Source organism: Streptomyces sp. NPDC018045, assembly GCF_044327445.1.
Classification (GTDB): Bacteria; Actinomycetota; Actinomycetes; order Streptomycetales; family Streptomycetaceae; genus Streptomyces.
The window spans coordinates 33,413-52,174 of sequence record NZ_JBIRFL010000009.1 but is presented as its reverse complement, the minus strand read 5'-3'; the positions used below and the strand labels follow the sequence as shown (position 1 = coordinate 52,174).

General features: G+C 73.9%; 13 protein-coding genes. 7 read left to right on the top strand and 6 right to left on the bottom strand.

All coding sequences use genetic code 11. The features are described from left to right. Positions 1 to 86 precede the first annotated feature (86 nt). From ACH4EB_RS21685 to ACH4EB_RS21675, 3 genes are all read right to left on the bottom strand, one after another. A complete protein-coding gene (locus ACH4EB_RS21685; RefSeq protein ID WP_398349181.1) occupies positions 87 to 2,426 on the bottom strand; it encodes an ArnT family glycosyltransferase in 2,340 nt (779 codons plus the stop codon). Between the two features lie 848 nt (positions 2,427 to 3,274). Next, positions 3,275 to 3,742, bottom strand: coding sequence for an STAS domain-containing protein (locus ACH4EB_RS21680; RefSeq protein WP_398349180.1), 468 nt, complete (start codon positions 3,740 to 3,742; stop codon positions 3,275 to 3,277). Between the two features lie 292 nt (positions 3,743 to 4,034). Next, positions 4,035 to 5,402 (bottom strand): SLC13 family permease, encoded by a 1,368-nt coding sequence (locus ACH4EB_RS21675; RefSeq protein ID WP_398349179.1) that lies wholly within the window; start codon positions 5,400 to 5,402, stop codon positions 4,035 to 4,037. A gap of 185 nt (positions 5,403 to 5,587) precedes the next feature. On the opposite strand from ACH4EB_RS21675, the gene ACH4EB_RS21670 reads away from it, so the two are divergent. After that, positions 5,588 to 6,136: a GNAT family N-acetyltransferase gene (locus tag ACH4EB_RS21670; RefSeq protein WP_398349178.1), complete on the top strand. Its 549-nt coding sequence runs from the start codon at positions 5,588 to 5,590 to the stop codon at positions 6,134 to 6,136. Positions 6,137 to 6,400: 264 nt separating this feature from the next. Further along, positions 6,401 to 7,756 carry an NAD(P)/FAD-dependent oxidoreductase gene (locus tag ACH4EB_RS21665; RefSeq protein WP_398349177.1) on the top strand — a complete coding sequence of 452 codons (1,356 nt, stop codon included), beginning with the start codon at positions 6,401 to 6,403 and terminating at the stop codon, positions 7,754 to 7,756. 246 nt (positions 7,757 to 8,002) lie between these two features. Here ACH4EB_RS21665 and ACH4EB_RS21660 read toward each other — a convergent pair whose 3' ends face one another. Further along, positions 8,003 to 8,452, bottom strand: coding sequence for an ArsR/SmtB family transcription factor (locus tag ACH4EB_RS21660; protein WP_398349176.1), 450 nt, complete (start codon positions 8,450 to 8,452; stop codon positions 8,003 to 8,005). 99 nt (positions 8,453 to 8,551) lie between these two features. On the opposite strand from ACH4EB_RS21660, the gene ACH4EB_RS21655 reads away from it, so the two are divergent. The 5 genes from ACH4EB_RS21655 (at position 8,552) to ACH4EB_RS21635 (ending at position 16,226) form a co-directional block, all read left to right on the top strand. Then, complete coding sequence (locus ACH4EB_RS21655) at positions 8,552 to 10,699, top strand: heavy metal translocating P-type ATPase (RefSeq protein WP_398349175.1); 2,148 nt, start codon at positions 8,552 to 8,554, stop codon at positions 10,697 to 10,699. Between the two features lie 327 nt (positions 10,700 to 11,026). Continuing rightward, the gene (locus ACH4EB_RS21650; RefSeq protein ID WP_398349174.1) at positions 11,027 to 12,943 is read left to right on the top strand and encodes an ABC transporter ATP-binding protein; all 1,917 of its coding nucleotides are present in this window, start codon (positions 11,027 to 11,029) and stop codon (positions 12,941 to 12,943) included. Positions 12,944 to 13,210: 267 nt separating this feature from the next. After that, entirely contained in the window at positions 13,211 to 13,759 is a 549-nt protein-coding gene (locus ACH4EB_RS21645; protein ID WP_398349173.1) for a nuclear transport factor 2 family protein, read from the top strand. 77 nt (positions 13,760 to 13,836) lie between these two features. Further along, positions 13,837 to 15,381 carry an apolipoprotein N-acyltransferase gene (lnt, locus tag ACH4EB_RS21640; protein ID WP_398349172.1) on the top strand — a complete coding sequence of 515 codons (1,545 nt, stop codon included), beginning with the start codon at positions 13,837 to 13,839 and terminating at the stop codon, positions 15,379 to 15,381. A 284-nt stretch (positions 15,382 to 15,665) separates the two neighbouring features. Next, positions 15,666 to 16,226, top strand: coding sequence for a cysteine hydrolase family protein (locus tag ACH4EB_RS21635; RefSeq protein ID WP_398349171.1), 561 nt, complete (start codon positions 15,666 to 15,668; stop codon positions 16,224 to 16,226). Positions 16,227 to 16,391: 165 nt separating this feature from the next. Here ACH4EB_RS21635 and ACH4EB_RS21630 read toward each other — a convergent pair whose 3' ends face one another. Continuing rightward, a complete protein-coding gene (locus ACH4EB_RS21630; protein WP_398349170.1) occupies positions 16,392 to 17,297 on the bottom strand; it encodes a Gfo/Idh/MocA family protein in 906 nt (301 codons plus the stop codon). A gap of 94 nt (positions 17,298 to 17,391) precedes the next feature. Next, a complete protein-coding gene (locus ACH4EB_RS21625) occupies positions 17,392 to 18,759 on the bottom strand; it encodes an FAD-dependent monooxygenase (protein WP_398349169.1) in 1,368 nt (455 codons plus the stop codon). Positions 18,760 to 18,762: the final 3 nt, after the last annotated feature.

Sequence of the window (18,762 nt, the reverse complement as noted above, 5' to 3'; positions counted from 1 at the left end):
GAGGGTCAAAGGGATGCCGGTCAGCCGCGGGCGTCCGCCGTCAGCCACGCGTCGCGCGGACCCTCGGTCAGCCGCCCGGGCCCCGGTCAGCCGCGTGTGTCCTCGGGGGAGCAGCGGTAGAGGTCCTGGCGAGCCCCGGACCCGGCCTGCGGTCCGTTCCCGGCGCCGGCCCCGGACGCGCGCTGCTTTCCGGTCGGGGCCCCGGACGCGCCGCCGCTCCCGTCCCCCGCCTCAGCGTCGTACGCCGACGGATCGACCTTCTCGCACGCCGACCGCACCCACCGGCTGATCCGCGCCGTCTGCGACGTACCGGCGTCGTCCCCCTTGCCGACGAGCGCGAAGCGCAGTTTCCCGGCCGCCACCAGCCGCTGGTACTCGCTGAGGGTGACCGGTTCGGTCCCGGCCGCGAAGCCGCCGAGCGGCAGGACGGAAGCGCCGCCGAGGCGGATGTACGGCTCCGCGGTGAGCAGCCCGGCCGAGAAGGCGTAGTCGGCTGCTCCGCGGCGCCGTTCGACATAGTCGAGGATCTTGCGCTGCGTGTCCGTCAGCCGGGTGGGCGTGCCCAGCGTGGCGTCCTGCGGGCCCGCGGACGCCGAGTGCGCGGAGCCGGTGTAGCGCGGGTCCAGGACGGACAGCGACCAGGTCGCGGGGGCCGCCACCATCGTGACGCAGCCGGCGACCAGACCGGCGACGGCGATCCGCCGGGCGCGGGTGGACCGCCGGGCGCGGGCGCGCGCCGGAGAGCCGTACGCGTCCGAGCCCTCGTGAGCGGCCGGTCCGCCGGCGCCGCCCGCCCCGCCGGCGGCGCCCGGCCCGTCGTCCGCACGCCGCCCACGGAGGACGCCGTGGGCAAGCAGGCCGAGAGCGGCGAGTGCCGTCACGATGATGACGGGGATCAGCCACGGCACCCAGTCGGAGTGGCCGGAGACCAAGTGCACCGCCCAGGCCGCCTGGGCCGCGACGACGGCCGGCAGCGCCCAGGGACGCAGGGCTTTGACGCCCTTTCCGGCGCGATGCACGGCCACCCGGCGGTGGGCGCGCCACAGCGTGACGACTCCGGCGGCGGACAGCGCGGCGAGGCCGGGCGCCAGGGCGGACATGTACGTGGCGTGCGGGACGTTGATGGCGCTCATGACCGCCACCGCCGTCAGCAGCCAGCCGCCCCACAGGAGGTAGCCGCCGCGTACCGGGTCCGTACGGGGCCGCCTGCGGCGGGTGACGAAGCCGAGGACGAGCGCGGACAGGGCGAGCGGGAAGAGCCAGCCGATCTGCTGGGCCAGGGGCGCGCGGAAGAGCTTGAGCCAACCGCTGATGGGGTCGCCCACCGCCACCTGCGACCCGCCGCCCTGGGCCGGCCGGGCGCCCTGCGCCAGGCCGGTACCGGACGCGCCCTTGGCGCCGGGGCCGGCGTCCTTCCCGGGCGCGTGCCGCCCGGAACCGGCCCCCGGCGGGCGCTCGGCCGTCTTGGCGCCGGCCTTGTCGCCGGACGCGGCACCGTTCTTGGCGTCGTGCCCGCCGCCCGCTCCCGCCGCGCCCGGCGTCGTACTGTTGGCGGCGTCCATGCTCCAGCCGGAGCCGAGCCGGTCGAAGCCGTTGTAGCCGAACACCATCGACAGGGCGCTGTTGTCGCGCGATCCGTCCACGTACGGCCGTGCGTCCTTCGGGACGACGGTCATCAGCAGGACCCAGGAGAACGAGACGGCGAACAGCACCGCGCCCGCGGCCAGCAGGTGGCCGAGCCGTTTGCGCGAGGTGGCCGGCGCGACCACGAAGTACGCGACGGCCAGCGCCGGCACGATGACCCACGCCTGCATCATCGCCGCCTGGAAGGCCAGCCCCACCCACACGGCCGCCAGCAGCAGGGGCCGCAGCCGCCCGTCGGTCATCGCCTTGGCGCACTGATCGGCGGCCAGCACCAGACACATGGTCAGCGGCGCCTCCAGCAGTGCGTGCCCGAACATCGACGCCGCCACCGGCGTGAGCGTCAGCACCCCGGCGGCGAGCAGGCCGGCCTCCGGACCGCGCCAGCGCCGTACCGTGCGGTGGATCACCAGGACGCAGACGACGCCCTCGACGCACTGCGGGAGCGTCAGGGCCCAGTTGCTGAACCCGAAGAGCCGCGCGGACAGCGCCTGCGGCCACAGGAACCCGCCGATCTTGTCGAGGGTGACGGTGGACGCCGGGTCGAAGGACGTGAAGAGAAACGCCTTCCAGCTCTCCGACATGCTGCGTACGGCGGCGGCGTAGTAACCGGCGTAGTCGCTGCTGGTGATGTTCCAGGCGTACAGCACCGCGGCGAGCGCGGCGATGCCCAGGAGCGCGGGCCGGTCCCAGCGCGGCCGGCCCGCTGGGGTGTGCCAGAACTGCCAGCGGCCACGCGGCCGTTCGGTGCTGAGGGGCCGGTCCACGAAAGTGGTGGCGGACATGGTGGTTGCTCCCGGATGCGGAGGGGGTCGGGGCACCGCAGGGCGACGGTGGTTTCCCGGCGCGGGCACGACCGTGCCGGGCGCCGCCGCGGACGGCGCCTTCAGGGGGCGACGGCCGTGCGCCGAGGCCGTATTTCGGGGGAACAGTGCATTACCGGCGGGACGGCACCGGAATAGCGGACTGTCCCACCACAGAAAAAGGGCACGTCCGTACGTGAGACCCGATGCCGCCTCGCACACGCAACCTCACCGTGCCACGCGAACATGAGAGATACATGAGCCACGGAAGCGGAATGGCGAATCCTGCTGCGTCCAGCACCTTTCCGGTCAATCCCCCGGAAGGAAACCGCCGGTCGGCGCCGCCGGTAATTCCCTCCTGGCAGGAACGCTTCCCCCGAAGGCTCCGGCGCCTACGGCCGCCCACGCCGACCTGCACGTCCGCGCGGGCTCCATCCTCCGCGCCTGTGGCGGCACTTGAGCGATCGGCTCGCAACCTGCTGCTTCCCCGATACTCTCACTCCGCCCTCACCCATGAATGCGGTACAAAGCATGGCCGATACCGGCCCCTCACAGAAAGGAGATAGTGTCCGCACAGCAATTGCACAGCCGAGTTATTACCCGTCACCTGTCGCAACGCGCGGCCGGTAGCCGCCGCGTCCGCTCAGCGCGCCGCCGGGGGAACGCGCGTGCGGGCACTGTTGTTCTTGAGGGAGACCGTCTGTTCCTGAGCGAGTCCGCCGGCAACGGCGGTCGCTCAGCGGGCGCCGAAAAGATCGCCTCACGGGACTCATCCGCGCCGAGGGTGGCGGCGGTCGAGGGGGGCACTGCCTGCCTGACGTGATGTGACGTCAGGCGACGGCGTTGCCGGTGGGGGCGTCCACGGGGGCGTCCCCAGGCGCGTTCGTGGAAGTGCCTGTGCGGGTCTCGGTACGGGCCCCGGCTCGGGTTTCGCGGGCGATCCGGGGCATCGTGTCCGGACACGGGGCGAGGCAGAGGTCGAAGACGGCCAGCAGACCGGTCAGCCGCAGCAGCCGCAGCACGCTCTTGCTGTCGGCGACGCCGGCCAGCCGCAGACGGCCCGCCTTGGCCTCGGCCCGGCGCCGGGTGCGGCACAGCATCGACACGCCGCAGCAGTCGATGAAGGTCACGTGCCGCACGTCGAGGACGAGATCGGGGTGGCGCGCACCGGTGATCTCGTCGAGCCGCGCGGTCAGCGCGGTTGCCGCCAGAATGTCCACTTCCCCACTCAGTTCCACCACCGTGGTCGCGCCCACCACGCGCTCCCGGCTCGCGTAACTCCGCCCCTGATCCACCATGCCTGTCCCCACCTCCGTGCCTGTGCGGGTGATGCCGCCGCACGCCGACCGTGGGGACGTACGGAAGTTGGGGGACTCGCCCGTCGCGATCCGGGCGGGAATGACCACCGTCGGCGTTCGGCATCCGCGTGGTGCCAGCCTCCGGCGGGGTCCGGGTCGTCGGCTGCGCCCTACGTGTCTACGGCATACCCGCTGGTCCCACCGTCAGTCCGGACGGCACATACGTAATGGAGTTGTCTCAAACCCATGCCATGGGCCTGCTCGATGGACGCCCGGGGCGGCGCGCTCGGCCCTACGTACCGATGACCCGCAAGGCGCCCCACAGGCCCAGTGTCGACAGGACCAGGCCCGCCGGAACGGTCAGCAGGCCGAGCCGGGTGAAGGTGCCCAGGTCCGGCGCGTCGCCCCGGCCCTGGAGTATGCGCCGCCACAGGAGCGTGGCCAGCGAGCCCACGTACGTCAGATTCGGACCGAGGTTGACGCCTATCAGTACCGCCAGGACGGGACCGGCACCGCCGTGTGCCGCCACCGGCAGCAGCGCCAGCACCGCCGGCAGATTGTTGATGACGTTGGCGAGGAGCGCGGCGAACACGGCCACACCGAGGAGCGCGGGCAGCGAAGCGCCCTCGGGCAGCAGCCGGTCGACGGCCCCGCCGAGACCGTTGGCGACGACCGCCTCCACCACGACCCCCAGGGCCAGCACGAAGAGGCAGAACAACGGGTTGGCGGCCCGCACGATCCCGGGCACGGTCGTCTCCCGGCGCGCCAGCGCCCGCGCCCCGAGGACCAGCACCCCGGCCAGCGCCGCCCAGGCCGGGTTCAGCCCGGCGAAGGAGGTCACGACGAACCCGGCGAGCGTCAGCGTGAGGGTCACGAGCGCGAAGACCGGGAACGGCGGAGCGGTCCGGTGCTCGTGCTCACCCCCTGGGCGCGCATCCGCAGTGGCGGCGCCGTTCCCACCGTGCCCTTCGTTGCCGCGCCCGCCGCGCCTTTCGTCGCCCCGCCCACCATGCCTTCCGTCACCGCGCTCTTCGGCGCCGTCCGCCAGCTCCCGTCCGAAGAACCGCCGGAACACCAGGTACTCCGAGCCCACCGCGACGGCCCACGGCAGTGCCATCAGGGCCGCGAAGCGTGTGAAGGACAGTCCGGCCGCGCCGAGTGCCAGCAGGTTGGTCAGGTTGGAGACGGGCAGCAGCAGCGAGGCGGAGTTCGACAGGTGGGCGCAGGCGTACAGGTGGGGCCGGGCGCGGACGCCGGCGTGCGCGGCGGTGGCCACGATCACCGGCGTCAGCAGCACCACCGTCGCGTCCAGACTGAGCACCGCCGTGACTGCGGCCGCGAGCACGAAGACCCCGGCCAGCAGGGGCCGCGGCCGCCCCGCGCAGCGCCGGGCCAGCGCCGCGCCCGCCGCCTCGAACAGCCCCTCCCGCGCGCACAGGTACGCCAGGACCAGCACGGCGGCCAGGAATCCGACGACCGGCAGCAGCGTGTGCACCTGCTCCCACGCGGCGGTCGGCGACACCGCACCGGCCAGGACGAGCACGCCCGCCGCCGGTACGGCCGCCACCGCCTCGGGGGCGCCGCCCGGCCTCCGTACGGCGAAGACCAGGACGCAGACCAGCAGCAGGAGGGAGAGGATCTCGGCGACGGTGGTGCTCATCCCCGCAAACTACAGGGGCCCATCCGCAAACTGAGATGGCGCCGATTAGGGTGGATTTGCGCCTGTGCGTCCCGGTGGGCGCGCCCCGGGCGTGTCCTCGTGAGGGCGCCCTCACCGGTCGTGTCCTCATGGGCCGGGCCCTCATGACCGTTGCCGTTGCCGTCCCGACGAAAGGAGCGCCGGCCATGCCGACACCGGCCGCGCACGACCCCGAGATCGCCCTGCACCCCCTGCGGCCCGAGCACCTCCCGGCCGTCCTGGAGCTGGGGGAACGGGTCTACGACACCGACTCCATGCCGTACACCGGCTGGTCGCTGACCGCCGTCGCCACCCACCTCGACGCCTCCGTGCCGGCCTGCCGGGTCGCCCTGGCCGGAGAGCGGCTCGCCGGGTTCGTGCTCGGTTCGATGACCTTCGAGCAGCGCGAGGACTGGGGCTACCTGGAGTGGATCGCGGTGGACCCGGACTTCCAGGGGCGCGGCGTGGCCGGGCGTCTGGTGCAGGACTGCTGCGCCGCGCTGACGGAGGCCGGCGCCGCGTCCGTGGTGACCGATGTCGAGGTGGGCAACACGGCGTCGGCGACGCTGATGCGCCGCAACGGGTTCACCGAGGGCGTCACCGTCACGCTGTTCGTACGGCCCGGCACCGGCGAGGCGGCGCACCGTGGCGGCATCTCCCTGCCGCACTTCGCCCGCACCGGCCGCCCCCGGCCCACCCACCGCGACGGCCGCTGAGCCGGGAGACGCCGTACGCCCGGGCCGCGCCGCACTCCCGGGGCGCGCCGCACCGCCCGGAACGCGCCTCGGTGCACCGCCCGGAATACACCACGCCGCACCGCCCGGAACGCATCGCGCTTCCCGGGACGCGCCGCGGCAGTCGGGACGCGTGTTTCTCACCCGGTCGCAGGAGGTACCCGGTGGGCGCGGTGGCGGGCCCCGCCGCCCCGTGCCAGCGTGGCCGGGAGCCGACAAAGCTGCTGACAGAGGCGAGGACGCGTCATGGAACGACCCAGAGTCCTGATCGTGGGCGGCGGCTTCGCCGGGGTGGAGTGCGCCCGGGGCCTGGAGCACGGGCTGTCCGCCGAGACCGCCGAGATCGTGCTGGTCACGCCCAACAACTACGAGCTGTATCTGCCGCTGCTGCCGCACGTCGCCGCCGGAGTGGTCACCCCGCAGTCGATCGCGCCCTCCCTGCGGCGGATCCTGCGCCGGACGCGGCTGGTGCCCGGTGGAGTGATCGGCATCGACACCGCGGCGAAGGTCTGTGTCGTACGGCTGATCACGGGCGAGACCACCGACATCCGCTACGACCGTCTGGTGCTGACCCCCGGCAGCATCACCCGGACGTTCGACATCCCCGGCCTGACGACGTACGCGCGGGGCATGAAGACGCTGGCCGAAGCCGCGTACATCCGGGACCACGTCATCGCTCAGCTCGACATCGCCGCGGCCTCGACGAACCCGGAAGAGCGCGCGGCGCGGCTCCAGTTCGTCGTCGTCGGCGGCGGTTACGCCGGTACGGAGACGGTCGCCTACCTCCAGCGGCTCACCAACGCGGCCGCCCGGCGCTACCCACGGCTGGACCCCACCCAGATCAAGTGGCACCTCATCGACATCGCCCCGAAGCTGATGCCCGAACTGGGCGACCGGCTCGGCCGGAAGGCGCTGGAGCTGATGCGGCAGCGCGGTACGGAGGTGTCGCTCGGCGTCTCGGTCGCCGAAGTGACCCAGGATTGCGTGCAGTTCACGGACGGGCGGGTCTTGCCGTGCCGGACGCTGATCTGGACGGCGGGCGTGGCGGCCAGCCCCCTCATCGGCACCCTGGGGGCGGAGACCGTGCGCGGCCGCCTCGTCGTCGACGCGGACCTGACCGTGCCGGGCATGCCGGACGTGCTGGCCTGCGGCGACGCGGCGGCCGTCCCGGACCTGACAAAGGGCGCCGGCGCGGTCTGCCCGCCCACCGCACAACACGCCCAGCGGCAGGGCAAGCACGCCGCGCGCAACATCATCGCCGGGCTGCGCGGGGCGCCGCGCTCGCCGTACCGGCACAAGGACCTCGGCCTGGTCGTGGACCTCGGCGGCATCGACGCGGTGTCCAAGCCGCTGGGGTACGAGCTGACCGGGCTGCCCGCCCAGGTGGCGGCGCGCGGCTACCACCTGCTGGCGCTGCGCACCGGCGTCGCCAGGTTCCGTACCGTGGCGAACTGGCTGATCAACGCCACCGCCGGGGACGACTTCGTGCGGACCGGCTTCCAGGCCGAGAAGCCCGCGACCCTGCGCGACTTCGAGCGCACCGATGTCTACCTCTCGGCGGAGGACGTACGGGAGCGGCTGGCGGCGCACGGGACCGGGTGAGCGCGGAAGCGCACGCGGGGGGAACCGGACCGCGTGCGCGGGGGCGCACGCCGGATGTCGGCGGTCCGGGAGCGCTGGGGCGCACGCCGGGGACGGGAGCACTGGGGCGCATGCCGGGTGCGGGAGCACTGGGGCGCATGCCGGGTGCGGGCGGCCCGGAGCGAGGCCGGTCCGTAGCGCAACCCGTCCGTAGCGCGGGCCGCCCCGGCGCGCAGCCGGTCCGTGACGCGGCCGGTCCGGCGCGAGTCAGTGACCGAGAGGCCGCCGCCCGGTGCCACCGGCTCCTTTCCCGGCTCCGGCCCTCTCTCCGGCTCCGGCCCTGCCGGTTTCGTCGTTCTCCGCCATGTCGGGCAGGTCGCGCGCGCCGAGCCGCAGATGCTCGATGTGATAGACGGCCTCGTCGAGGAGCTGGGCGACGTGCGTGTCGTACAGGCTGTAGACGATCCGGCGGCCCTGCCGGGAGCCGGTGACCAGGCCGAGCGCCCGGAGCAGCCGTAGCTGGTGGGAGACCGCGGACTGCTCCATGCCGACCGCCTCGGCGAGTTCGCCCACCGGGCAGGGCCCCTGGCGCAGGCGGGTGAGGATCATCAGCCGCGATGGGGTGGCCAGCGCCTGAAGAGTGGCGGCGATGGTCGCGGCGGCATCCGCGTCCAGGTGTGCTGCCGGTGTGGTCCTGCCGTCGACTCCGTGTCCCATATGCCTCATCGTATATTCGGCCATACTTGAAGACGTCTTCATGTGTTCGGTTATGGTGTCCGGGTTCCGCCCCGCCCTTCTCCCCGCACCGAGGTACCGATGACGTCCACGTCCAGCCATGGCCGTACGCAGCAGCCCCCGGCCACCGCGGCGCCACCGGCCGGCGCGCTTCGCTCCGCTGCACCGGCAGCGGCGGCCGCGGCGCCGGTGTCGGCCGCTCCCCCGCCGCAGCCGCGCCGCACCCGCCTCTTCGCCCTCCCCGAGACGCGCTGGGCAGCCGTCTCCGCGCTCGCGTTCCTGCTCGCCCTCCCCCTCGACCTGGCGGGCGCCCCGGCGTGGGCGTGGGGGCCGCTGTACGCGGTGTGTTACGCGGCCGGCGGCTGGGAACCGGGCCTCGCGGGCCTGCGGGCGCTGCGCGAACGCACCCTCGACGTCGACCTGCTGATGGTCGTCGCGGCGGTCGGCGCGGCGGCGATCGGGCAGTTCCTGGACGGCGGCCTGCTGATCGTGATCTTCGCGGTCTCCGGCGCCCTGGAGGCCGTGGCCACCCGGCGCACCGAGGACTCGGTGCGCGGTCTGCTCGACCTCGCGCCCTCCACCGCCGTACGGCTGACGACGGACGGCCGGGAAGAGACCGTCGAGGCGGCCGCGCTGCAAGTGGGCGACACGGTGCTCGTACGCCCCGGGGAGCGGCTGCCCGCCGACGGCACGGTGCTGGACGGCGCGAGCGAGGTGGACCAGGCCACCATCACCGGCGAGCCGCTGCCGGTGGACAAGGGCCCGGCCGACGAGGTCTTCGCGGGGACGCTGAACGGCACCGGGGCGCTGCGGGTACGGGTCGGCAAGGACGCCTCCGAGTCGGCGATCGCCCGCATCGTCGCCATGGTCGAGGAGGCGGGCCGCACGAAGGCACCCACCCAGGTGTTCATCGAGAAGGTCGAGCAGCGGTACTCCACCGCGGTGGTGGCCGTGACCCTCGCCCTGTTCGCGCTGCCGCTGCTCCTCGGCGCGGAATTCACCACGACCCTGCTGCGGGCCATGACCTTCATGATCGTGGCGTCGCCGTGCGCGGTCGTGCTGGCCACCATGCCGCCGCTGCTGTCCGCGATCGCCACCGCCGGGCGGCACGGCGTCCTGGTCAAGTCGGCGGTGGCGATGGAGGGGCTGGGGGCGGTGACGCGGGTCGCGATGGACAAGACCGGCACGCTCACCGAGGGCGCGCCGCGGATCACCGAGGTACGTGCACTGGGTGGCGCGGACGGGGCGCGGGTCCTCGCGCTCGCCGCCGCGGCGGAGCGTCCCAGCGAACACCCGCTCGCCCGGGCCGTGGTCGCCGCCGCCAGGGAGCGGGGCCCGCGGGTGCCCGGCGCGGACGGTTTCTCGTCCGCGCCGGGCCGGGGCGTGCGCGCCGTTGTCGAGGGGCGCACGGTACGGGTCGGGAGCCCGGCTGCGCTGCTGAGCGCGGAGGCATCAGGGAGCTGTGCGGAGCGTGCGGAGGAACGGCTGCGCGAGGCGCGCGCCGCCGTGGCGGAAGGTGAGGCCGCCGGTCACACCGCGGTGGCCGTCCTGGTGGACGGCACACCCGCCGCCGTACTGACCGTCACCGACCGGCTGCGCCCGGGCGCCCCCGAGGCCGTGGCCCGGCTGCACCGCCTTACCGGAGCCGGAGCCAGGACCGGAGCCGGAGCCAGGACCGGAGGCCGAGCCGGGACCGGAGGCCGAGCCGGGGCCGGACCTGCGACCGGGGTGACGCTGCTGACCGGCGACAACGCCCGCGCCGCCCGCCGCACGGCCGAGGAGTGCGGCATCACGGACGTACGCGCCGGGCTGCTGCCCCAGGACAAGGTGGCCGTGGTCCGGACCTGGCAGGACGGCGGGGCGAAGGTGCTCATGGTCGGTGACGGGGTGAACGACGCTCCTGCCCTGGCCGCCGCGCACAGCGGCGTCGCCATGGGCCGGGCGGGATCCGACCTGGCACTGGAGACGGCCGACGCGGTGGTGGTGCGCGACGAGGCCGGCGCGGTGCCGACGGTCGTCGCGCTCTCCCGCCGGGCGCGCCGGCTGGTGGTGCAGAACCTGGTCATCGCGTCCGTGTGCATCGGCGCGCTGGTCACCTGGGACCTGGCCGGGCACCTCCCGCTGCCGCTGGGCGTGCTCGGGCACGAGGGGTCGACCGTCCTGGTCGGACTCAACGGGCTGCGCCTGCTGCGCACCACGGCGTGGCGACGGGCGGCGACCGGAACTTGAGAGTCGTTGCGGCAGCCGCTCCGCACGCCCGCAGGCACTCCGGACTCCCGCACCTCTCAGCACTCCCGTCAGCACCTGCGCACCTCCGTACGCCCGTGAGCACCTCTGCACCTCCGTACGCCCGTACGCACTCCCGCTCGCCACCGCACGCCCAGCGCACCGGCCCGGTGCGCGCCCCCGGCACACCCCTCCCCCACCGGCTCCCGGCGCGCCGACAAAGGAATCCCTTGACCTCAACATTGGTTGAGGTCATAGCTTCTGGCATGTCGCCGGTCATCACGGCCCGCGATCGATCCCGTGCCGCCCACGCCGCCCCGGAGGACCGCGATGGACATGGAAGTAACCGCCTGGCACTCGCTGCACAGTGCCCTGAACGCGCAGCAGGACAGGCGCCCGTTCTCCCGCTCCACCCTGCGGCGCATCGTCGCCTTCGCCCGGCCGCACCGGCGTTCACTGGCCTGGTTCCTGGTGCTGAGCACGGTGACCGCCGTACTGGCGGTCGCCACTCCGCTGCTCGCCGGCCGGGTGGTCGACGCCATCGACGGCGGCGGGGCGGCCGGTACCGTCCTGGGCCTCGCCGGGCTGATCGCCACCATCGCGGTGGCGGAGGCGGGGCTCGGCCTGCTGACCCGGCGGCTGTCGGCGGGGCTGGGCGAGGGGCTGATCCTCGACCTGCGGACCACCGTCTACGACCACGTACAGCGGATGCCGGTCGCCTTTTTCACCCGTACCCGGACGGGCGCCCTGGTCAGTCGCCTGAACAACGATGTGATCGGCGCGCAGCGGGCGTTCAGCGACACGCTGTCCAGCGTGGTCGGCAACGTCGTGACACTCCTGCTGACGCTCGTGGTGATGCTGAGCCTGTCGTGGCAGATCACGCTGATCGCGCTGGTGCTGCTGCCGGTGTTCGTGCTGCCCGCGCGCCGCGTCGGCCGGCGGCTGGCCGGGCTGCGCCGGGAGGCGTCCGACCACAACGCCGCGATGGGCACCCAGATGACCGAGCGGTTCTCCGCGCCGGGCGCCACCCTCGTCAAGCTCTTCGGCCGCCCGGCCCGGGAGTCCGCCGAGTTCGCCGCGCGGGCCCGGCGGGTACGGGACATCGGGGTCCGTACCGCGATGGTCCAGACGTACTTCGTCACCGCGCTCACCCTGGTCTCCGCCCTCGCCCTCGCCGTCGTCTACGGCCTCGGCGGCTTCCTGGCGCTGCGCGGCCACCTCGAAACGGGCGCGATCGTCTCACTGGCCCTGCTGCTCACCCGCCTGTACGCGCCGCTGACGGCCCTGTCCGGGGCACACACCGAGGTGATGAGCGCGCTGGTCAGCTTCGAGCGGGTCTTCGAAGTACTCGACCTCAAGCCGCTGATCGAGCAGAAGCCGGACGCCCGCGCGGTGCCGGACGGTCCGGTCGCGGTGGAGTTCGACTCCGTACGCTTCGGCTACCCGTCCGCCGACAAGGTCTCCCTCGCCTCCCTCGAAGAGGTGGCGGCCCTGGACCCCCGGGGCGGCGCCGAGGTGCTGCACGACATCTCCTTCCGCGCGGAACCGGGCCAGATGGTCGCCCTGGTCGGCTCCTCGGGCGCCGGCAAGTCGACGATCGCGCAGTTGCTGCCGCGGCTGTACGACGCGGACACCGGCGCGGTACGGATCGGCGGCGTGGACGTCCGCGACCTGACGGCCGACTCGATCCGCGACACCCTCGGCATGGTGACCCAGGACGGGCACCTCTTCCACGACACGATCCGCGAGAACCTGCTGCTGGCCAGGCCGGAGGCGGCAGAGGAGGAACTGTGGGACGCGCTGCGCCGCTCCCGCCTGGACGGCCTGATCGCCTCGCTGCCCGACGGCCTGGACACGGTGGTCGGTGAGCGCGGCTACCGGCTCTCCGGCGGTGAACGGCAGCGGCTGACCATCGCCCGCCTGCTGCTGGCCAGGCCGCGCGTGGTGATCCTGGACGAGGCCACCGCCCACCTGGACAACACCTCCGAGGCGGCGGTGCAGGAGGCGCTGGCCGAGGCCCTGGAAGGCCGTACGTCCGTGGTCATCGCACACCGGCTGTCGACCGTACGGGCCGCCGACCTGATCCTGGTGGTCGAGGACGGACGGATCGTGGAGCGCGGCACCCACGACGCGCTGCTCGCGGCGGGCGGTCGCTACGAGGAGCTGTACCGCACCCAGTTCGTACAGGCACGGACCTCCGCCGAACGGGCGGCCCGCGCAGCCACGGAACCGGCCTCGGCGCACTGACCACCGGTGCTCCGGGCCACCGGGCCACCGGAGGGCCTGAGCACCGGGCCACCGGAGGGCCGGAGCACCGGAGGGCCTGAGCACCGGGCCACCGGAGGGTCGAGGCACCGCCCGCTCCCGAGACGCCAGGCCACCGAACCGCCAGGCCCCCCAGGCCCCGGACCGCCGTTCCCCCGTAGGCTCCCACCTCAGGGTGGGGGCCTACGGCCGTACCACCGGTGCGGCCCGGCCCTTGGCGGAGGCGCCGCCATGCCGAACACTGAGGCGATGACCCAGCGTGTGGAACACACCACTGTCATGGACCGCCTCGCCATCGATGATCTGATCACCGGCTACGCGATCGCCGTGGACGACGGCGACTGGGCCGCCTACCGGGGCCTGTTCGTCCCCGAGGGGCGCGCCGACTACCGCTCGGCGGGCGGCATCGCGGGCAGCGTCACCGACATCGCGGACTGGCTCGCCGAGATGATGCGACGTTTCCCGGTACGTCAGCACCTGATCGTCAACCGGCGGATCGGCATCGCGCTGCGCGACGGCGGCGCGCCCGGCGACACGGCCACCGTGCAGGCGGACTACCTCAACCCGATGCACCTCACGGGCCCGCACGACACACCGCCCGACCACGACGCGCCGCCCGACACGGCCACCGGCCCGCACGGCCGGCACCCGGGCAAGGGCGCGGGCGCGTCGGCCGTGCCGAACTACACGTGCGCGGGCCGCTACGTCTTCACCGCCCGCCGCGCCACCGACGGCTGGCGGCTGAGCGAGGTCGTCGTCCACGAGAAGTGGCGGCAGATCCTCCCGGCGCGGACCTGACGGGCCGCACCCCGCCTTCTGTCCATGATCGGCCGACGCGCGCACACTGGACGCAGCGATCCGATGGAGGGAGCGGTATGCGGGAGTCGGCCGACCGGTGGGACAAAGCGCTCGCGTCGCCCTGGGGGCGTGGAGCCGCCGCGGTCGTGGCCGGGGCGCTGCCCGCACTGGCCTTCCCGGCGCCCGCCCTGTGGTGGCTGGCCTACGTCGCCCTCGTCCCGTGGGTCCTGCTGGCGCGTTCGGCTTGTACGAAGCGCCGCGCGGCGCTGGACGGCTGGCTCGGCGGCGCCGGCTTCATGCTGGCGGTGCACCACTGGCTGCTGCCGAGCCTGCATGTCTTCATCCTCGTGCTGGCGGCGCTGCTCGGCCTGTTGTGGGCGCCCTGGGGCCTGCTCGTACGGACCTTGCTGCATGGGGCGCCGAGCGCACGCCGGTGTGCGGCATCCCTCGTCCTCGTGCCGTCCGGCTGGCTGATGGTCGAACTGGTCAGGTCGTGGGAGTACTTGGGCGGCCCCTGGGGGCTGCTGGGTGCCAGCCAGTGGCAGGTGCCGCCCGCCCTGCGGCTCGCCTCCCTCGGCGGCGTGTGGCTGCTGAGCCTGGTCATCGTGGCGGTCAACACCGCGCTCGCCGTCCTCGTCGCCCTGCCGCGCGCCCGGGTCCCGGCCGTGGCGGGGCTCCTCGTCGGCGCGGTGGGCGGCGCCGCGGCCTGGCTGTGGGCGCCGGTGCCGCGGGCGGCGGGCACGGTCCGCGTCGGCGTCGTCCAACCGGGCGAGGTCGCGGGCGCCGAGGCGCGGATAGCGCGCGGCGAGGCGCTGACCCGCTCGCTGGCGGGGCGCGGCGCCGAGCTGGTGGTCTGGGGCGAGAGCAGCGTCAACCGCGACCTGGCCCGCAGCCCGGCCATGGCGGCCCGGCTCGCCGCGCTCTCCCGGGAGGTGGGCGCCGACCTCCTGGTGAACGTCGACGGGCGGCACGCCGGTCAGCCCGGCATCTACAAGAGTTCCGTCCTGGTCGGCCCGCGGGGCACGACCGGCCACCGCTACGACAAGATGCGGCTGGTCCCCTTCGGCGAGTACATCCCGCTCCGCTCCGTACTGGGCTGGGCGACGCACGTCGGCAAGGCCGCCGACCAGAACCGGATGCGCGGCACCCGGCAGGTGCTGATGCCGGTCGGCTCGGCGGGCGGGCTGCGCGTGGGGCCGCTGGTCTGCTTCGAGTCGGCGTTCCCCGACATGAGCCGCCAACTGGTGCGCGACGGCGCGGAGCTGCTCGTCGCGCAGTCCTCCACGTCGACCTTCCAGGAGAGCTGGGCGCCGGCCCAGCACGCCTCGCTGGCCGCGCTGCGCGCCGCCGAGACCTGGCGCCCGATGACACACGCCACCCTGACCGGGGTCAGCGCGGTGTACGGGCCGCGGGGCGAGCCGGTGGGCGGCCGGCTCGGCACCGACCGGGGCGCGGCGGCCGTGTACGACGTGCCGCTGGCCGAGGGCACCAGCCCGTACGTACGCCTCGGCGACTGGGCGCTGTACGGCGGGATGCTGGCGCTCGGCGCGTACGCGGTGGTGACGGGAGCGCGTGCGCTCCGGTCACGCCGGGGAGCACACGAGGCGGAACGGAACCGTTAGTGCTGCGGCGCGCCTGGCGAGTTCATCCGTTCGCCGCCGCCCGGCGCGTCGCGTGGGCACGAGTTCGGCCTCCGGTGAGCGGAGCGGTTGCCGAAGCGGGTCGTGGTATGCGGAGTTGACTAGGCTCTCCAGCAGGCCGTGCCCGATGGAGTGGTTCACCTCACGTCGTTCACCCTGCGTCGCGCGTCGCGCGAACTGCCGGCTGAGGCACCTGGACCGGTCCGTTTCAACGCCGTACTGATTTCGTTCCTTCGTACCTCGGTACCTTCGTTCCCGGAGACGACATGAGCAGCGCCCTTCTCGTGATGGACGTCCAACAGGCCATCGTGGACATCGCCGACGACGGCTCCGGCTACCTGCCACGCCTGCGCAGGGCGATCGACGGGGCCCGGGCGGCGGACATACCCGTGATCTACGTGGTCATCGCGCTACGTCCCGGCTTCCCGGAAGTCGGCACCCGCAACAGGGCGCTGGCCGGCATCGCACGGGCCGGCCTCTACATCGAGGGCGCCCCCGGCACCGAGATCCACCCCGAGGTCGCGCCCCGGCCCGGCGACGTGGTGGTCACCAAGAGACGGGCGAGCGCGTTCTCGGGCAGCGATCTCGACGTGGTGCTCAGGGCGCGCGGCATCGACCATCTCGTGCTCACCGGCATCGCCACCAGCGCCGTGGTGCTGTCCACCCTGTGCCAGGCGAACGACCTGGACTTCGGCCTCACCGTCCTGTCCGACGCGTGTCTGGACACCGATCCGGAGCTGCACCGCGTCCTCATCGAGCGGCTGTTCCCGCAGTGGGCGGACGTCGTCACCGTCGACAACTGGCGCGAGACGCTCGCGCCTCGATAGCGGCGGACCAGGAGGGCGACGACAGGGGCCGCTCCGGACGGGCCACTGTGGACAGCCCACTCCGCACGGACGGCTCCGGGCGGACGGCTCCGCACGGACGGCTGTGGACGGACGGCTGTGGATGGGGTCCGGCCGGATCGGGGGCCGACTCGCAGGCGGGCGGCCTCACGCCCCCTGGGCCAGCGCCTCGCGGACCACCCGCTCGCACAGCTCGTGCGTCCGCAGCGCGTCCTCGGCCGAGACGAACCTGCCGGCTCGGACGTCGTCCAGGAAGGCGGGCACGATCTGTTCGATGCCGCGCTGCCGGGCCACCGGCACCCAGTCGCCGCGCCTCCGTACGCTCGGCTGCCCCTTGTGGTCGATGACCTCGGCGAGGTTGACGACCTGGCGCTTGGTGTCCTGTCCCGACACGTCGAGGATCTCCTCCGCGGAACCGCTGAGCCGGTTCATGCTGCCGATGGCGCTGAACCCGTCGCCGGAGAGGTGCAGCACCACATGGTGCAGCAGACCGTCCCGGACCTTCGCCCGCACGTCCACATGATCGACGGTCCCGGGCGCCAGGAAGCGCAGCGTGTCCACCACGTGGATGAAGTCGTCCAGCACCAGCGAGCGCGGTTCCTCCGGCAGGCCGACCCGGTTCTTCTGCATCAGGATCAGGTCGCGGGGGTGTTCCAGGCACTGCGCGTAGCCCGGCGCGAAGCGGCGGTTGAAGCCGACCGCCAGGCTGACGCCGCGCTCTTCGGCGAGCCGCACGATGCGCTCGCTCTCGGCCAGCTCGTACGCGATCGGTTTGTCGACATAGGTCGGCACCCCGGCCTCGACGAGGCGGGTGACGATCTCCGGGTGTGCGGTGGTGGGCGCGTGCACGAACGCCGCGTCCAGGCCCTCGGCGAGCAGCCCGTCCAGGTCGGTGTGGCACTGGCCGGCGGGCAGGCGATACGTTCCCGCGACCCGCTCCAGGGTGGCCGGGGTACGGGTCTGGAGGTGCAGCTCGACATCGGGCAGCGCGCCGAGCACCGGCAGATACGCCTTCTGTGCGATGTCGCCGAGTCCGATGCAGCCGACCTTCACGCGTACTCCCTGGGTTGCGCCGTCGCCGCGGGCCGCCTGCGCGGACCGGCGCGCCGGGCGTGCCGTTGGTGCCGCCCACCCCGATGCCGTGCGGTCATCGTGCCGGGCGCGCCGGCCGTGTGCCCGGCGCCCCGGAAGCATACGTGGCGCCCGGCGGCCGCCAGTCGGCGATGCCGTCGAGAGCCCGCAGCGCGAGGTCCGGGGCGAACCGCGCGGTGCAGGCGACGGCGGCCCCGCGCAGCAGCGCGCCCGGTACGGACCGCCAGGTGGTGAGGCGGCCGACGCGCTCCGCCCGGCGCACGACCTCCGTGGTCCGCGGCAGCCGGTCCCGCGTGTATGCGTCGAGGGCGCCCGGCAGTTCCCGGCCCGCCCCGACGTGGTGGGCCAGCACGATCGCGTCCTCGACCGCTTGACACCCGCCCTGGCCGATGTTCGGCGTCATCGGGTGCGCCGCGTCGCCGAGCAGCGCGACCCGGCCCCGGTGGCAGGCGGGCAGCGGGCGGGCCGCCGTATGAACGTCGTTGCGCAGGATGCCGGCCGGGTCGGCGGCTTCGAGGATCTCGGGTACGGGGTGGTGCCAGCCGCCGAAGCGCCGCAGCAGCTCGGACCGTTCGTCGTCGGGCGCGCGGCCCCCGGGTGGCACGACCGCGGTGGCGTACGCGTACACCCGGCCGCCGTGCAGCGGCACGCTCCCCCACGTCTCGCCGCGCCCCCATGTCTCGTGCCCCGCGTACGGACGGCTGGGGGCCGGGACCACGAGACGCCAGCTCGTGAAACCGGCGTAGCGGGGCCCGGGGTGGCCGGGGAACAGCGTGCGGCGGGCGGCGGAGTGGATGCCGTCGGCGGCTATGACGAGGTCGGCGGTGAGGGTGGTGGGGGTGGTGGTGGGGGCGGAGGGGGTTTCGGCGGGAGTTCCGGTGGGGTGGCCGACGGGGCTCCTTGTCAGGCGCCGGTCTACGGTGGAGAGCCGGTTCCCAGGGGAACTCCGGCTCCCCGTGGGGGCCCGGCCTCCGTTGGGCGGGAGTACGTGTACGTGGGCCGGGCGGTCCGGCCGTGCGGGGTCACCCGGGTCGGCCACCTCGGCGGGCGCTCCGGTCCGTACGGCTCCCTCGGGCAGCCGCGCGGTGAGCAGGCCGACCAGCTCCGCGCGGTGCGTGATCACGACGGGGCCGCCGAAGCGCCGTACGGAGGCGGCGTTGTCCGTACAGGCCAGCCGACGGCCGCGTGGCGTCCTGAGCTGTCCTTCGGTCTGCCAGGCGGCCATGGCCCGTACGGCGTCGCCCATCTCGATCGTGTCCAGCGCGCGCTGGGCGTTGGGCGCGAGAGCGATGCCGGCGCCGACGGGTTCGAGTGAGGGGGCCCGTTCCAGGACCGTGACCTGCCACCCCTGCCGGCGCAGGGCGACGGCGGCGGTCAGGCCGCCGATCCCGCCACCGATGACGATCGCTGTGCGCTGCCGCATGAG

Excerpts from the sequence above, each read along its gene's own strand:
- ACH4EB_RS21685 (WP_398349181.1), bottom strand. The coding sequence starts at position 2,426 with ATGTCCGCCACCACTTTCGTGGACCGGCCCCTCAGCACCGAACGGCCG.
- ACH4EB_RS21680 (WP_398349180.1), bottom strand. The coding sequence starts at position 3,742 with ATGGTGGATCAGGGGCGGAGTTACGCGAGCCGGGAGCGCGTGGTGGGC.
- ACH4EB_RS21675 (WP_398349179.1), bottom strand. The coding sequence starts at position 5,402 with ATGAGCACCACCGTCGCCGAGATCCTCTCCCTCCTGCTGCTGGTCTGC.
- ACH4EB_RS21670 (WP_398349178.1), top strand. The coding sequence starts at position 5,588 with ATGCCGACACCGGCCGCGCACGACCCCGAGATCGCCCTGCACCCCCTG.
- ACH4EB_RS21665 (WP_398349177.1), top strand. The coding sequence starts at position 6,401 with ATGGAACGACCCAGAGTCCTGATCGTGGGCGGCGGCTTCGCCGGGGTG.
- ACH4EB_RS21660 (WP_398349176.1), bottom strand. The coding sequence starts at position 8,452 with ATGGGACACGGAGTCGACGGCAGGACCACACCGGCAGCACACCTGGAC.
- ACH4EB_RS21655 (WP_398349175.1), top strand. The coding sequence starts at position 8,552 with ATGACGTCCACGTCCAGCCATGGCCGTACGCAGCAGCCCCCGGCCACC.
- ACH4EB_RS21650 (WP_398349174.1), top strand. The coding sequence starts at position 11,027 with ATGGACATGGAAGTAACCGCCTGGCACTCGCTGCACAGTGCCCTGAAC.
- ACH4EB_RS21645 (WP_398349173.1), top strand. The coding sequence starts at position 13,211 with ATGACCCAGCGTGTGGAACACACCACTGTCATGGACCGCCTCGCCATC.
- lnt (WP_398349172.1), top strand. The coding sequence starts at position 13,837 with ATGCGGGAGTCGGCCGACCGGTGGGACAAAGCGCTCGCGTCGCCCTGG.
- ACH4EB_RS21635 (WP_398349171.1), top strand. The coding sequence starts at position 15,666 with ATGAGCAGCGCCCTTCTCGTGATGGACGTCCAACAGGCCATCGTGGAC.
- ACH4EB_RS21625 (WP_398349169.1), bottom strand. The coding sequence starts at position 18,759 with ATGCGGCAGCGCACAGCGATCGTCATCGGTGGCGGGATCGGCGGCCTG.